Here is a 15,989-nt window from a genome sequence, read left to right on the forward strand (position 1 = left end):
GGGGGCGTCATGAAACAGTGGCAAAATTTGTGTTTCAAACAAGGTTGGTTTTACCAATTTGCCAGCATGATGGTTGCGTCCTTCATGGTCACATCCAGCGGCGCAACCACGTTTCGCGACGCAGTAGAAGATAGCTTCCTCTTCACCTCAGCTGAAACTGGTGGGAGTTGGATCAAGGCATCAGAGCAAGAGAAGAATGACCTTTGCCTGAGCGTTCTTGAGGCCTATCTGACACTTCACCTGAACACCCGAACTCTTGAGATTTACAGCAAATCTGAGAGTGAGTTGAAGGCATTTGTCGCAACGCTAACAGATACTGAAGGCGTCCATGTTCCTGAGGCTATCGAGCTTGTTGGGAAAGTATCCGAGAGCTCCCTTAACACACTGAATAAATTGAATATTTCAGCGAAAAGATATCTTACTTCTGCGCATACAAAATACGTTGAGCTGACTGGAGAGAGAGCATCAAATCTGCAGTCTTCCCTCGGTCCCTCTCTCTTCAGCGGGTCCACGCTCACCAGAGATAATCGCAGAACTGAGAAGCGTTTTCAGCGCGCCGTTGACCAGCACAAACAGCTGCAATTTCACGCGGCTCGGAGAGCACGTGCTTATCATCAGGCCCGCGCGGCCAATCTGGTTGATCCGGCATTGTTTGCGGAGTTTCTGAGTGCCCTCAATGATCTGCAAAAAGCAGACCTGAAACTGGCAGTGTCTGAAGCTGACCTCGTACGCCTGCATTTTCAGGCGAGAACCAAACAATCAGACATACTGTTGCATCTGGGGCTTTCCCCCGGCTGCTTGAAAAGAAGAAGCTCGCCCGCAGGAAGTATCTGGCACGCCAGCACGTCAAATAAGCACAGAGTAAACCGGAAGAAAGAGGAGACGCAGCCATGACGAACCTGACCGCAACGCCCGCGACTGCGCCTTCTCAGTCCGCACCACCACCAATTCTGCTTGCCGAGCCGCTGGCGCCCTCCCGTACACCAATCTTGATGGTGCGGGAGCAAGGCCAGCTTGTTGACCTCTCCAAAACCATCGGCACAGCAAAACTTATCCGTGATGGAGACGAGCTTCATATTTTGGATGGGAATGGGCAGATTGTTGTCATCGAACAGTTCTTTGGTGGACCTGCCAATGAATTCTTCATTTTGATGCCATCTGGTCCGCTCACAACACAGAGCCAGTTTCTGAAGGCCGTTGAAGTCGAGACGGCACCAAGACTTGGCAGCTTTCAAGTTGACCTCCCCTCCCCTGCCCAGAAAGAAACGGAGGATGCTGACAAGTCCTCAGAAGAAACCAATTGGCAGCCCATATCCAAAACAAGTTTGCAGAGTGTTCACCACGAACCAGCGCTTGAAAAGCTGAACAGTCTTACGCAGTCTGATCAGCTTTCTGAAAACACGCAGGATAACTATCAGGCTGCTCCACTTGTAAGCGCTCTTAATACACAATCAGAGAACATTATCGTTCCGCGGTTATCTGTCTCTGATCTATACGTTCAACCAAACAGCACAGTTACCCGGGCAAGTGATCTTCCTGTCCATTCAGTTCAGGAAGCATCCTTTCGCACATCCAACAGTATTTCTGTCAGCGATAGTCTCGCTCTTGATTTCGGCGTGGATGGAACCAACTCCCGCGCACTGCTCTTTACACTTGATGCAGCCGGACGCCCACTCGGCCGCTCAGGTGATCCGCTCGATATTACCTGTGGCGGTGCGCGGGTTCTTTTTCAATCTGAGTTTGGCCCGCAAGGCCAACACATATTGAAAGGTTTGAAAGGCGACGGAACGCTTGTTTTCAAGGTTACGCTGGATCCGAGTACACCAAACGGCACATACAGCTATGAGCAATTTGCGTCCTTGGACCATCCGGGTAGTTCAGCAGAACTCTTAGTGAGCTTTAGGTTCATTGCAAAGGATGCGGATCGCGACACACTTGTTTCTTATTTAGACATACGTGTTGAAGATGATCCGATGCCAACAGAGTGGAACCTGTCAGCCACGGTTTCAGAGGCAGGGCTCGCGGGTGGTTCAGATGGCAATCCGGGGCAAGCTTCAGCCTCTGGGGACTTACCGATCACTGCTGAACAAGGTCCTGTCGCTCTGTCTTGGAACGCAGCATCTCCGGTTGAAGGCTTTAGTTTTCATCAGGAAGGACAAACGCTCCTGATCATGCAGGGAAACAAAGTCGTTTTGTCAGTCACACTCAATTCAACAACAGGCTCTTACAACGTCACCCAGCACAGCGCGATCAATCATGGATCTGCTGCGGAGGCCGTCTTTAACCTCAGTTTCAGCGCGACAAATACGCAAGGTCAGACGACAGAAGGCAAGCTTCTGGTTTCGTCACTGGATGATGCGCCAAAAGCATTTCCGCTCAACCAGATCAATTTTGATGAAAGCCAGCTGAGCACTGAACCTGAGCTGAGCTATTCGTCACAGTCCTTGCCTCATTCAGCAGGGGCAGATGCGGCCACGATACGCTGGCAATTACCTGATGATCCCGATGGTCTGATCTACATTATCGAGGGGAAACAGCTCAGTGTCTTGCAGGGCGATACGGTCATTCTCACTGCTCAGTTTACCGGCAGCAATGGCGCTTACTCGGTTCAACAACACAATCCATTGCAACACCAGCACGGCGTAGACCAACAGACCATCAACCTTCCCTTTGTAATTACGGATGGAGACGGCGACACAGCTTCAGGCAACTTCATGGTGTCAATTAAAGATGACACTCCAGAAGTAGGAGCAACGGTCAACCTCAGTTTAAGCGACGACGCATTTGCCCTATCAGCGCCTGGAAATGCTCAAGCTGAGGATACTCATACGTTAACCGGTGTACTCCCGATCTCAGCTGGTGTAGATGGAGGGCAGGTTTCATGGACTCAGTCCGCGCTTCCTCCCAGCTTCAGCTGGGACTTGACTGGCGAGAAACTGACGCTTTTCCAAAATACGACGGCAATTTTCACCGCGACGCTGAATTCCAGCAGTGGCGCGTATTCTGTCGATCATCATGCTCCATTGAACCATGCTCGGGGCATTGAGCAGTTTCAACTGCATTATGTTGCAAGTGATGCAGATGGGGACGCCGTTAATGGTCAGCTGCAAATCACGATTGCAGACAGCACGCCTGTCCTCAGTTCCGCGCCTGAAGCACTTAGCCTTTCAGAAAATGCTCTCTTCGAAGCGCGTATGAACGATGAAGCCTCGATCGTTCAAAGTGGTGATTTGAACGTTCATTGGGGCGCCGACACACAGTTTGCAACGACGCTCACCTTCTCTTCCAGCATGAGCAGCAGTCTTGTTCCTTTCACTGTCAACGGTGCTCAGGTCTATTACTCCATTGAAGGTACGGGCAATCAACTCAGCGCAAAGACGCAGGATGGCACGCTCGTTTTCACGATCAAACTGGATCCCACCGGATCAGGAAACTACGAAGTCGAGTTCTTCACACCGATTGACCACACATCAGCAAGCGAGGTTTCACTATCGTTCTCAGCAGTAGCTTCCGATGGTGACGGAGACACGATCCCTCTGGACTTCACCTTCAGCATCTTGGACGGAAAGTCATCGGCGTCCCCCGATCAGTTTTCTGGTACGGAAGATACACCGCTTGTGTTGGATCTGTTAGGCAATGATACTCTCAGCAGTGAAGGCTTCACTGTTCGCATCGTCTTGGCACCTGCCAAGGGCCACCTCTCTCAGAACCAGGACAACACGTTTAATTACACGGGTCACCCCAACGCCAATGGCTCGGACAGCTTCAGTTACTACATTGAGGATGCGGATGGAGAGCGCAGCGATACCGTCACCGTCTCTATAGAGCTATCACCGGAAAACGACGCACCCATCTTTTCCGGTGTTGGCCACGATACGCCGCTTCACATGAGTGTCGAGGATGATGGTCCCGATACTGTGTTCACGGCAAATGCTTCAGATGCAGATGGAGACCCTCTCCATTTTTTTCTCGAAGGGTCTGACAAGGCCCGTTTCAACATCGACGAACAGACCGGCCAGGTAAGCTGGAAAGAAGATGTATCCTTCGAAGCACCCATGGATCTGGACGGTAACAACATCTATGAGATCACTGTAGTCGCGAAAGATAGTTCTGGCGCGGAGGCTGCTCAAAAGTTCCGCATTGAAGTCACCGAAGGCACGAGTCCGCCCACTGCACCGCCCACCATTTTCCTTCACACCCGAGAACCTGGCAGTTACCAAGTCAGCTGGACTTTCGATGAAACCTTGTATTCTTCTGAGCTAATGGGCCAAATTCAATCCACGCCTTGGGTAGAAAGTGGAGATGACGGAGAAGCTAAAGCCGCCAGTGATGGTTCCTCAGATATCTACATTGACGCCGATACTGGCGAATTGGTTCTCTCAGATCGATCCGGTTCGTCTTCAGAGGGAGACGACAATCTTGCCTGCATCAGCAAAACGTTTGACCTGACAGGCGCGCAAAGTGCCTCAATCCAACTCACATACACAGCAGAGTTCGCAACGAACGGTCCGGCGAAGTCATTCTACATTGAAGCCCTGTTGGCTGATGGGTCCGCCCACCAGATTGGCGAGATTTCCAGTCTGATCAGTCACACTCAGTCTCAGACGATCAACCTTGATCTAAGCGATTACATCTCATCTGCGACAACGATCCGTTTGGTTGCACCAGCGGATCTCACCGCTGCAGACACATTGAGAATTGAGGAGCTGACGGTTTCAATAGTCCAGCCAGAGCCACTGGAACAGCAACACTTCGAGGCATCCTTTCAGCTTGGAGATGACGACTTGGCAATTGCCAAGTCTGCCAAGATCGACGGAGTGCAGGATGAGATTTCGGGCCTGACTCTCAAACTCTTCAATGCGCAGAGTGGTGATCATCTCAACTTCTTGGATGTCGATGGCGTCTCCAGCCAACTGGAAAACAACGGCAGCGGAGTTATGACACTCACGTTATCTGGAGTAGCCGATGCTTCCACCTATCAGAATTTGCTGAACTCAATCACCTTCACAACCACATCTGAAAGCTTGCAGGCGCGTAGCCTCTCAGTCATTGTTCACTCCGAGGATGGGAACTCCAACCCGTCCATTACCAGTATTCAAGTTCACCCCAATCCAGATGATGGGTCCACTGATGCGAGGAACCAGATTGACGGGACAGCCGGCAACGACACTCTGAAAAGCACCGATGAAGATGATGTGATCAATGGTTTTGAAGGCAACGACCAACTGACTGCCGGAGCTGGAACCGACGAACTTACAGGTGGTGAAGGCTCTGACATCTTCTTCTTTGAGCAACTCGACGGAGCAGCAGATCACATCACAGACTTCCAGCTGAAAACCTCTGCCGGAGGAGACAGAGATATCTTGGACCTCTCCAAACTGCTCGACGACTACGGCGAAGGTGGAACCAGCCAATACTATAATTTCACTAACCAATACGTCCGCATCGTGGAAAATCAAGACGGTCAATATGCCGTGCAAGTCGATTTGGACGCACGCGATGATGACCAGACATGGGAAACCGTCACCACATTAGACTTCCAAAACGCGGACGCAGTTGGTGCCACCTTAAGTGTCGAAGTGAAAGGCTTTATGCCGGAGGTCGAGCTCCCGATTGAAAATGCATTCCCTATGTCCTAGGCAATCTTACCAAACTTGGCAGCTGCCAAGTCGAGAATTTTGAAATAAAATCACTATTCTGCTTTGGTAGAGCTTGTTCTCCCATACGGTATGACTACACTTCTTCTGACATTGCTGCAGAGGAAATTCCATGCGTTCAGATACCCCCATTCAGAAGTTCGTCCATGCAGGAGATCATAAGATCTGTCTTCACGAATGGGCGGGCGAAGGTCCTACATTTTTGCTTCTCCATGCCACGGGATTTCATGGTCGCGTCTGGGATTACATCATCAAGCATTTTCCCGGTCGCCATGTCATAGCATGGGATATGCGCAGTCATGGCCAAAGCGACAATGCTGCCTTACCGAAACTCTGGACTGATCTGGGAGAAGATCTTTTCGCAGTGGTCAAGCAACTCGGGCTCAATCAAGTATTCGGTGTCGGCCATTCTTGTGGAGGTCATTTGTCTATCTTGGCAGCTGCCAAGTTTCCTGAGCTCTACAAAAACATTCTTCTGTTGGATCCAGTCGTGTTTCCAAAACCGCTGCTTCCGTTCTTCAAGCAAATCGCAGATCAGGACCATCCGGTTGCCCGGCGCCGAAACCAATGGGCGGATGTAAGTGAAATGTACGAGCGGTTCAAAACCCGCAAACCATACAACAGCTGGCTACCCGAAATTTTGCAAGATTACTGCGATCACGGATTAGTCGCTTCAGAGCGGGGCGAAGGATACCAACTCGCTTGTCCACCAGATGCTGAAGCCGAGGTTTATCGCACTTGTTACGGAGACCACATTTATCCGCTTCTGGATGCTGTGACCATGCCAACGACAATTGTGCGCGCGCGTCGTCGTAAACCAGATGAGCCCTTGCATGATTTCTCACCATCGCCCACCTGGGAGCTGTTGGCAGAGAACATGCCCAATGCAAAAGACATTTACGTTCCTGACCACACTCACTTCCTACCAATGGAAAACCCAGCCGCCATTTTGAACATGATGGCTCAGATGGAGAGGGGAGAGGAGATCCGGTGGCACGGTGGCGGAGCGATCTTGAACGACATGTAAACATCAAGTTTGGCAGTGGACCTGAGGGAATTCAGAACCTGCCAAGTCAGGGGAGGGGAATATGGGGAATTTTGAAATACACGGAGCGTTGGGCTCACCATACTCAATGAAAGTGCGTGCGGCATTCCGAGCAAAACGCATTCCACACGCATGGAAGCTCTGCGCACCTATGGGGCCAAACAGCCCAACCAAGCATGTGAAGATCCCGGTCATCCCTGTCGTCAAGTATCCGGATGAGACGTGGGTGAACGATTCCACTCCGCTGCTTCTGGACTTGGAGGCAAAAGGGGAGGGGAGGTCGCTTGTTCCCGACGATCCACTGATACGGTTCGCGTGTTACCTGATTGAGGACATGGCAGACGAGTGGCTTGTGAAAGCCATGTTCCATTATCGGTGGTTTTATGAGGAAGACCGAAAGATCGTGCCGAACTGGTTGCTTTACGACGCTTGTCTTGGTCTGGATGAAAAAACCATCAAGGCAATGGGCCAGCAGTTTGGCGCGCGTCAGATCAGCCGCATGCCGAAGGTTGGATGCACACCGGAAACAGCGCCTATCATTGAAGCATCCACCAAGCGTATGCTTTCTATTTTGGAACAAGCGGTTTTGTCTAAGCAGCATTTCCTGTTTGGCGATATGGCCTCATTGGCAGATGTGGCTCTCTTCGGCCAGCTCTACCAACTCAAAGACGACCCAACCCCGTCTGCCATGTTGCAAAATGAGTTCCCTTTCGTCTTCCGCTGGCTTGACCACATTGATGACGCCTCCGGTTTTGACGGTGATTGGATCACCGAACTTACTCCGGCAGTCAAAGAGCTTCTTAAGATGGCAGGCGATACTTATCTACCGTTCCTGTTAGCGAACTCCAAAGCCATCGACAAAGGGGAAGCGTCCTTTACTGCAGATCTGCCAGAAGGTTTCTTTACCCAAGACATCTTCAAATACCAGAAGAAGTGCCTCGACCGCCTGCGAGATGAGTGGGCGAAGCTGACGCCTGAGCACCGCGAAACACTCAGCGAGTTCCTCATTGGAGGGACAGAGATCCTCGACGTCTCACTGGTACAGCCCGCCTCTTAAAAATCTGACTTGGCAGCAATTGTTGGCAGCTGCCAAGTCATCCACGCCCTGCCAAACTCACCTGCTTGTGCGTTACTTTTCCCCAAAATCGGCAGAAAACTGCGATGGTGTGCATCAAACTGTATCCATCAACGGGGCTTATCTGCCCAATTTGTAACCGAGTTTGTCAGAATTCAAGTTGAGCGACAGCCGATTACAAAACTCAAATTGCTCTCTTTCAACTGATCCCCGATAGTCCCCTCAACGCAATCAAACAGTGTCTTTACCCCAAACAGACATGTTGGACGACCGAACCACCGGAGATCAGAATGAAAAGAATTGCAATCGCAAGCGCCGCTCTCGTTACTCTTTCTGGCGCAGCTTTCGCTGATGCTTTGACTTTTTACGACAGCAACGGCACCAAAACGATTATTCAGACAAACTCATTAACCGGATGCGTTGCCATTTATGACTCCGGACGCAATCCACTCCAGATCTGCCGAATGAATGCGGCGCCTGCTGCAGTTGTTGTACCAGCCCCAACCACAACAGTTGTCACTCCGGCCCCGGTCGCTGTCGCCCCCAAAGCATGGGACCGCCGTCAGGACAGAGCAACCGCGCGCCGTGTCATTCGCAGAACCGAAGCTCGTCAGGATCTTTTTGACTAAGCTTCACCTTTAAAGTTGCCTTAAATCCCAATGCTGGCAACGGTGCCCGCCTCCTACCCGAGGCGGGCATATCTTTATGAAAATGTGAAATAACCTGAATAGAATATTTCCCAATAATTTTAATGGGTTAGTGAAAGTGTAACGACCTGTCACAAGGATCAGAACGGAGACGTTCTCTTACACTATTTGGTTTGCACTTAACGCTGCGTCCACGCACTGTCTTCATGAGCTATCGACTTACAAAAAAAAAAGAGCCCCCATGTCAAGGCAATCGCTCTCTCCCTGTCTCTCCTCTTTGCAACACCTCTCATCGCCCAGGCGGATCCTGGCAAGGGTCAACGATTGGAAATGATGGCTGAAAAGCTACAGCTGACGGATGAGCAGAAAGAAAAAGTCCGCCCAATCATGAAGCAATCCATGGAAGATCGCCGCGCGATCCTGAAAGATGCTGGCATTGAGCGTGGCAAGAAGCCAACCCTTTCACAACTTCGCGAAGTTCGTGGTCCAATGCAAGCGTCCAGAGAAAAGATGAATGAGCAGATAGCTCAGGTTCTCAGCGCAGAGCAGATGGAAAAGTTTAGCGCGATGCAGCAGGAAATGCGCGATAAAATGAGAAAGAAATTCAAAGAAGGCAAATAAGACAGCGCGCCGACAAAAAGCGAAGGGGAGCATATGCTCCCCTCTCATATCAACCAAGTATGGTTTCAACTTTCCGCTTCAGATCAACCATTGCTTCCCAATAAGGTCCCGGCCCAAAGCTCACCCGCGAAACGCCAAGCGTTCCAAGCTTAGCGATTTCAGGCATGCCCTTCATCATGTAAGCATTCACAGGCAGTGGCACCGCCTCACAAATCTGAGCGATCAGATCAGGATCCGTTAAGGCCGGAATGAAGAACCCACTGGCGCCAGCTTCGGCATAGCGCTGCCCACGCAGCACAACTTCTTCCACCAAGGCAGCATGTTTGCTTGCATCTGGTTCCTGCAAAAACAGATCAGTTCTCGCATTGATGAAAAACGGAATGCCTGCTTCATCTGCGGCATCCCGAAAGGCTGCAATCCGCGCACATTGCTCATCGACCGAGTAAAGGCCGGAGCCGTGGACCTTCTGATCCTCAAAATTGACGCCAACAGCACCCGTTTTGATAATCCGAGCCGCATTTTCCTTCACATCCGCAGGCCTATCTGCATAGGCGCCTTCAAAATCGAGAGAGAAGGGAACATCCACGCTTTCCGCAATGCGGCTTGCGATAATTTCGACCAGCGAAAGTGGGATTTCTTCGCCGTCTCCATACCCATGCGCCGCAGCAACTGATGCGCTTCCCGTTGCAATGGCCTTGGCACCTGCCTTTGTGGCGGCTTGAGCAGTACCTGCATCCCAAATGTTGTAGAGGACGATTGGCTCACCTTTTTTATGCAGAGCGGCGAACTGTTTTGCTTTATCAGCCTGAGACATCAATAAGGCCCTTCGATCTTGCTATTTTCAATTCAACGTCAATCAATTTCTGCTTGCGCCAAAGCCCGCCACCATATCCGGTAAGGCCACCATCCATCCCAACAACACGATGGCATGGAATGACAATGGCAATCTGGTTTGCTCCATTTGCACGGGCAACAGCGCGGGTAGAACTGGGTTTCCCAATCTGTTTGGCCAGCTGGCTGTAGCTTTTGGTTGCGCCGATCGGAATACGGCGCAGTTCGCGCCAGACATCCTTTGTAAACTCGGTTCCGTGCATAACCAGCGGCACGTCAAAATCCAGTCGTTTGCCCTCAAAGAACTCTCGCAGTTCTGAGGCGATCTGGTCGGTTGGTGCAGTCCGGCCAAGACCCAGATCACCCTTAACTTGCTTACGCAAACGGGCAAGTTCTGCAGGCAGTGCTTTGCGGTCCGCAAACTCCAGCAGATGTAGTGCGCGATCATCACTCACGCCAATCATTGTACCAAGCGGTGTATCGAACCAATCCGCCTTAAGGAGACCATCGCCTTTCAGTTCCGCCGGTTTACATCCCAGCAAACGGGCAAATGCCTGCCGGAAAGCATCCGGAGACGAAAACCCTGAGGCCAACTGCGCCTCAACCACCTTGCCGCCATCGGAAAGCGTCTCAAATCCATCACGCAAACGAGAAAGACGGGCCATTTCCAGAAACGTAATCCCGAACTGGCGTTTGAAGGCGCGGCGAACGGTGGAAGGATCTAACCCAAGTTTCGCAATATCGGACTCGGACCATTTATGATGCGGTTTAGCTTCAAACTCACACAGCAACCGGGTCACGACTTCATCGTTCTCGGCAGACGTGCCCACCGGATGGCAGCGTTTGCAAGGGCGGAACCCAGCTTCAAAGCATTCGGAAATGGTCTCGAAGAAACAACAATTCTCAAACTTTGGCTTGCGGGCGGGGCAGGTGAGGCGACAAAACACTCCGGTTGAGCGCACACCAACATAAGCCCGACCATCAAAGTCCGGATTTCGGTCAATCAGCGCCTGATAAAGCACTTTGTTATCTGGAAGTTCAAAAAGCATAGTTTCTTATAGATCCAGTTGCCCCCAAATGCGCACGGTTTTCGGGCGTCTATTAAGGACATCTGCTTTCATGTTACCTCAGCACCTGACCAAAGCTAATCAATAGCAGCATAGAGCAAAGCGCCGAATGCAGAAATTATGCAGTACCAGTCGGGCTCTAGATCAACCTAAGTTCAGGTTTGCGATGCGAACTTGCATAACGCGGGCAGGGGTGTAGATGTCCGCGATGACCTCAAACTCGGCCTCGCCGCAATCAATGAAGCCGAGCTTTTGGTAAAACTGCTTGGCTTCCTCATTCCCTTCAAGCACATAGATTCCGGCGACTTTATCCTCGGGGAATTCGGAGACAGCTTGTTTCATCAGTGCCCGGCCCAACCCTTTGCGCTGAAAGTCGCTGGCCAGATAACACGCCCAGATAAAGACCACTTCGCCGCGAAGGGCACAGGCCAAAGACCCGACGATCTTCTGCTCGCTCTTGGCAAGGTATAGATACCCATATTCTCCAGGAACAACGCCGCCCAGATCTTCGCTTTCCAGCCTTGCAACCAATTGTTTGGTCAGCTCAGTGCCCAACTCATCCTCATGGGCCTGTGTCCAGGCCGACGCTAGAAAATCACGCAGCTCCTGTTTGTCGTCCTCCTGAAACAACGTGATCAGAGGCATTTGCGTTGTAGCTGATCCATGAGCCATGAGTTTTACATCCAATTCTAATTGCTAAGGGCAAACCACCTAACTCAGCGCTAGTTATCTGCAGCAGAGGACCCGGAGGCGGCCAGACCAAACAACGTGCGGTGCAAGGCCAGCTTTCCATCAATTGCCCGGTCAACACAAGCGCGGAAATATCCAGCCGGTCGTGCAATGCTTTCCGGATCGCGCAGGGCTTTCTCAACCGTGGTGATCAAAACCGCAGAAGCCGTATAATCGCCAACCCGTTTTCTCGCATCAAACCAGCCTTTTTGAGAGAGGCCAATCAGCAAACGCATGTCATCGGACGCGTCAATCAAACTGCTCCAGCTGGAAAGATCGAGCCCAATTGCAGCTTGAGTTTCTGCAGTTGCTGAACTGATCAACCCAAGGGAAACCTCAGACAGGAGAGGGGAGAACTGTTCGCTTTGATGAGGATCAACATGTTCTGACCAGTTCAGACTTTCAGCCTTGCTCAGCTTTTGGCTTGTGGCACGAATTTCGCTTTCTGGTTCCTTTTCAGGAGCCATTTCAAATCGGGTGTAACCTGATTTGCTTGTATTTATGGATGCGTCGTTAGACGCATTCCGTTGTTGCTTACTTTTTTTCCAAGAGTCTTGAGAGGTTGTATTATTATATGGGGTGACATCGTTGTCTTCTGCGCATGACATTTCTGAGTTTCTATCAAAAAAAACATCATGTTCAGCAACATCAGCATCACCCTTTTCTGTTGGTGTTTCGCTCATATCAAAGCGAGCTACTAAAAGCTCATGAAGCATGGTCAATGCCTCAGAGCGGTCAACAACACCCATTGGCTGGTCCATCAGCTCATTGAATGCGGATGCGATCTCTGAGACTTCCAGTTCCTCAAGGCTGGCAAGACGGAACAGGTCTGCCATAGCTCTTGAAAGCCGGCTTATTGTACGCTTGGCTTCCTTTTCCTGGGCAAGACGGGCTGCAAACTCAGTACCAATCTGCTTTAGTTCAGTCAGACGTTGACGTGCCGGAGAGAAATCCAACCCATAGCCACGCTCAATCTGACGATCTTCACCCGCGCGGTAGATATAACGACGTCCCGTTGGGCTATCTTTGTAAGCAAGAACACCAGCTTCCACTAGCCTGCGTAACGAGCGCACGACAGTACGAGAGGAGCGGCTGACATACTCAGCGAGTTTTTCATTGGAAATTGCGACAAGCGGACGGCGGTCCTGCGACCAGTCCTCTGCAGCCGTCAGGCCAATCAGAATATCGAGAATATGATAGGTGGTCCCATCAATTCCCAAAGCAGGCGCGGCCTTCTTCAAAGCCATTGCGACCTCTGATTTTGTCGTCTTCACAATGTCATTGGCCATCGCCAGTTTTTGACTGGCAACCATTGCCGGCGTCAGTTTTCTGAACGACGCCACTGAACCAACAGATTGCATAGCTACACCGTTCACCTACTAAGTCTAGTAGGTGTTCTCATGGGTCAGGACGCAAAACATCCTCCCCAAACTGAGGATAAACGGGACAAACTGGCGATTAGCATGCAGAAAGACGCTTCAACACCTTGGTGAAGGGTTGATTCGTACCGCGTCTCGAAGTAATTTGAAGATACAAAAAAGGGTTACATCGAGCGCTATCGTTTGTTTGTACCCAAGGAATTTCGGTCTTGTTGATTGCCGTCAGCAGGACCGTTTTTCTTTGGAAGAGACGTAACTAGACCGTCATGCATCCTCCTTCAGAATTTCTTCTTCAAACTCATCCATCAGATCCGGCAGGCGGCGCTTCAAAAACGCGGCAAGTTCAGGCTGCTTTTTCGCATCCACCTGAAAGCTCAGCGCATTCGGACCATCCTTCATCAGGATCTGCTTGTCGCCAATCCAGCTCTTAGCGGCTGTGGCGATAGAACCAGTTGTGACTGCTGCCGTTGTCTCGGCAAACTTGCAGGCAGACAGGATCGCGCTGAAGCGCTCGTCACTTGCAGAAAGCTCGAAGTCGGCGCTGATCATTACGGCATCAACACGGGCCTTGAATGGGTCAGGCAACTGGCCGTGAGTGAAATGACCAGCAAGCTCTTCCCATCTTGGACGCCCGATCTTTGGCGCAGGGCCAATCTCGCGGACAAATTCTTCTGGCAGGGCATTCATCAGCTTGAGCAGCTTGGATACGGTGGTCGCGTCCTTACCAATCGCCTTGGAAATGACCGTCTGCGGGAATGTCTTTGCCAGACGAGAGGCAAACAACGCCGTCTCGATGAAAGACAAGTTCTTCCGCTCATGGTTTTCCTGACCCTGAGCAATCAGAAGGGCTTCATCGGAAAGCTCTTTGATGATCCCGCGAACCGAGATGCCAAGGTCTTTACAGGCACGCCAACGACGGTGACCAAATGCGATCTGATAACGATCCGGCAGGTCCGGATGCGGGCGTACCAGAATAGGCACCTGCTGGCCGCTGGCAGAGATGGAGGCCTTGAGCTTCTCAAAATCCTCATCATTGGCCACGACCATACGGTCAGACACAAAGGATGGGTCAAGGTCTTCCGTGTTCAGCTCATGCGCGACACTGCCGTCCTCGATCATCTGGCGCAGCTTTTCGTTCTCCTTCTCCACGTTGGAGAAGGTGTTGCGCATAGACTTGATCGCCCCCGGAGAAACGCGTTGTTTCGTTGTCGCCGTCATGGACGGGGCAGGGCCGGGCGATTTCGCCAGCTCAGCCGGATCAACACCGCCAAACATGGCACGCATCTTCTTGGAACGATCAGTTGCCTTGTTCATGGACGACCCCATACCTGTTTGATCAGTTGGAACACTTCCGTATTGGCTGCATCGACCGATTCAAGAGCACGATTGAGGGTATCGCGGGTCATGTTTCCGCGCTCAACCTCGTAAAGGCTCTTCTTTTCCAGTCCCGCATTGGCAATCGCTGTGGTCTCCACAATGGACGCTGCCAGCACATCCTCACCAAAAAGACCTCTCAAAAGCGCTGCAACGTTCACCTGCGGCACATCATGAGGTGTATGGCGTGTGAGCAGGTAACGCACAAAATCGTGGCTCAGGGTGCCACCAGCCTCTTCAATCACCGCCAGCAGTTCTGAGGTCATGGAGAGGAACTGGTTCATAGATGACACGTCCAGCATGGCCGGATGCACGGTGATGACAATTCCGGTTGCTGCATAGAGCGCGCCAAGGGTGAGATACCCCAGCTGTGGCGGCGCATCGATAAGCACAACATCATAATCATCTTCCACCTCCTTCAGGACGGTCGCCATGCGGCGGAAGAACATGCCATCGCCGCGCGAAAGCCCCTGAGCAATTGCCTGCGGGGTTTCGTGCTCATATTCCATCAGTTCCAGGTTACCGGGGACAAGATCGAGCCCATCAAAGTAAGTTTTGCGGATAACATGGCTGAGTGGAACGCGCTCCTCGTCGTCATAACGGATCGCGGCATAAAGAGTCTGGTTCTCGTCAACATCGAACTCTGGCTGATACCCGAACATGGCAGACAAGGAGGCCTGCGGGTCAAGGTCGATGGCGAGCACACGCAGGCCCTGAAGCGCCAAATAGTGCGCTAAATGGACGGTTGTGGTGGTCTTTGCGGAGCCGCCTTTAAAGTTGGCAACGGCCAGAACCTGCATCTTCTCGCCATGACGGCGGCGCGGGTCCAGACGAAGGGCATCTGCAGGCCGTTTTTCGGCCAGATAACGACGTAATTCGTTGATCTGAGGAAGTGTATAAATACGTCTGCCGTTATCCAGCCTTTCGGGGATAACTGCTTCACCGTTGAGAGAAAGCTGGCGCAAACTGGATTCGGCAACGCCGAGCAGGCCTGCAACCTCGCGCGAAGAGAACGTCTTCAGCTTCTTCATAGCTTCAGGCGGATACATCTTCTCCCTTAAGGATTGCAGTTGCCGTGACAACAAGTCAGAATGGCGTGCAATCTTCTCAGCAGAAGTTTCATCATGTTCAGCAGCGAGCAGCATATTGCCTCTTAACCTCTATGACGGTTTTGAAGTTCAGAGCGAAAATAATCCGTCACAGCGCATCCTTCTCCGTTTCAAAACGCGCGTCAATATCTTTATAGTTAACGAGTATTAACCAATATTAAGAGATCGTTAAGGTTCTTTCCGCTGTCCTTGTACTGCGGAACCGGAGAATTACCAGATATTGCGTAAACCACCGATTTTACAGCAATATTTCCATAATAAGACAGAACAATCTTATTAAGAAACGTCACTTTCGCCAAGCCAACAAAAAAACTAGGACATGACGGTTTATGTGCAAAAATCGATGAAATACCGATTTGACAGTTCGAACCTTCCTCTCAATCGGCAGTGCACACGTGAATCAGTCATAGATTCGCACTGAGTCGTAAAGGCCCCAAGTACACGCAAAAACCTAA

General features: G+C 51.2%; 12 protein-coding genes. 6 read left to right on the plus strand and 6 right to left on the minus strand.

The genetic code is table 11. The annotated features are described in order from the left end of the window. Nucleotides 1-9: 9 nt before the first annotated feature. The 6 genes from PsAD46_RS11305 to PsAD46_RS11330 all read left to right on the plus strand — a co-directional run bounded on the left by PsAD46_RS11305 (nt 10) and on the right by PsAD46_RS11330 (nt 9,045). Nucleotides 10-894, plus strand: a complete 885-nt coding sequence (locus PsAD46_RS11305) for a hypothetical protein (RefSeq protein WP_063293487.1) — start codon at nt 10-12, stop codon at nt 892-894. Beyond that, nucleotides 891-5,639, plus strand: coding sequence for a DUF5801 repeats-in-toxin domain-containing protein (locus PsAD46_RS11310; protein ID WP_063306894.1), 4,749 nt, complete (start codon nt 891-893; stop codon nt 5,637-5,639). Before PsAD46_RS11305 ends, PsAD46_RS11310 begins: the two co-directional genes overlap by 4 nt. 130 nt (nt 5,640-5,769) lie before the next feature. Beyond that, nucleotides 5,770-6,684 carry an alpha/beta hydrolase gene (locus PsAD46_RS11315; protein ID WP_063306895.1) on the plus strand — a complete coding sequence of 305 codons (915 nt, stop codon included), beginning with the start codon at nt 5,770-5,772 and terminating at the stop codon, nt 6,682-6,684. A gap of 61 nt (nt 6,685-6,745) precedes the next feature. Next, nucleotides 6,746-7,759: a glutathione S-transferase family protein gene (locus PsAD46_RS11320; RefSeq protein WP_063306896.1), complete on the plus strand. Its 1,014-nt coding sequence runs from the start codon at nt 6,746-6,748 to the stop codon at nt 7,757-7,759. Between the two features lie 308 nt (nt 7,760-8,067). Continuing rightward, a complete protein-coding gene (locus tag PsAD46_RS11325; RefSeq protein ID WP_057462935.1) occupies nt 8,068-8,406 on the plus strand; it encodes a hypothetical protein in 339 nt (112 codons plus the stop codon). Between the two features lie 351 nt (nt 8,407-8,757). Next, nucleotides 8,758-9,045, plus strand: a complete 288-nt coding sequence (locus tag PsAD46_RS11330; protein ID WP_208981798.1) for a hypothetical protein — start codon at nt 8,758-8,760, stop codon at nt 9,043-9,045. Between the two features lie 49 nt (nt 9,046-9,094). On the opposite strand, the gene PsAD46_RS11335 is transcribed toward PsAD46_RS11330, so the two are convergent. The 6 genes from PsAD46_RS11335 to repA all read right to left on the minus strand — a co-directional run bounded on the left by PsAD46_RS11335 (nt 9,095) and on the right by repA (nt 15,570). Continuing rightward, nucleotides 9,095-9,859: an isocitrate lyase/phosphoenolpyruvate mutase family protein gene (locus PsAD46_RS11335; RefSeq protein ID WP_063306898.1), complete on the minus strand. Its 765-nt coding sequence runs from the start codon at nt 9,857-9,859 to the stop codon at nt 9,095-9,097. Further along, a complete protein-coding gene (locus tag PsAD46_RS11340; RefSeq protein WP_063293481.1) occupies nt 9,846-10,925 on the minus strand; it encodes a trifunctional transcriptional activator/DNA repair protein Ada/methylated-DNA--[protein]-cysteine S-methyltransferase in 1,080 nt (359 codons plus the stop codon). The genes PsAD46_RS11335 and PsAD46_RS11340 overlap by 14 nt, the downstream gene beginning before the upstream one ends. Nucleotides 10,926-11,087: 162 nt before the next feature. After that, nucleotides 11,088-11,615, minus strand: coding sequence for a GNAT family N-acetyltransferase (locus PsAD46_RS11345; protein ID WP_063293480.1), 528 nt, complete (start codon nt 11,613-11,615; stop codon nt 11,088-11,090). 50 nt (nt 11,616-11,665) lie between these two features. Continuing rightward, the gene (gene repC / locus PsAD46_RS11350) at nt 11,666-13,033 is read right to left on the minus strand and encodes a plasmid replication protein RepC (protein WP_063293479.1); all 1,368 of its coding nucleotides are present in this window, start codon (nt 13,031-13,033) and stop codon (nt 11,666-11,668) included. A gap of 282 nt (nt 13,034-13,315) precedes the next feature. Next, nucleotides 13,316-14,365, minus strand: coding sequence for a plasmid partitioning protein RepB (gene repB, locus PsAD46_RS11355; protein ID WP_063306899.1), 1,050 nt, complete (start codon nt 14,363-14,365; stop codon nt 13,316-13,318). Then, the gene (gene repA, locus PsAD46_RS11360; protein WP_057462928.1) at nt 14,362-15,570 is read right to left on the minus strand and encodes a plasmid partitioning protein RepA; all 1,209 of its coding nucleotides are present in this window, start codon (nt 15,568-15,570) and stop codon (nt 14,362-14,364) included. Before repA ends, repB begins: the two co-directional genes overlap by 4 nt. Between the last annotated feature and the right edge of the window lie 419 nt (nt 15,571-15,989).

Origin of the sequence: Pseudovibrio sp. Ad46 (assembly GCF_001623065.1) — a bacterium.
GTDB lineage: Bacteria > Pseudomonadota > Alphaproteobacteria > Rhizobiales > Stappiaceae > Pseudovibrio.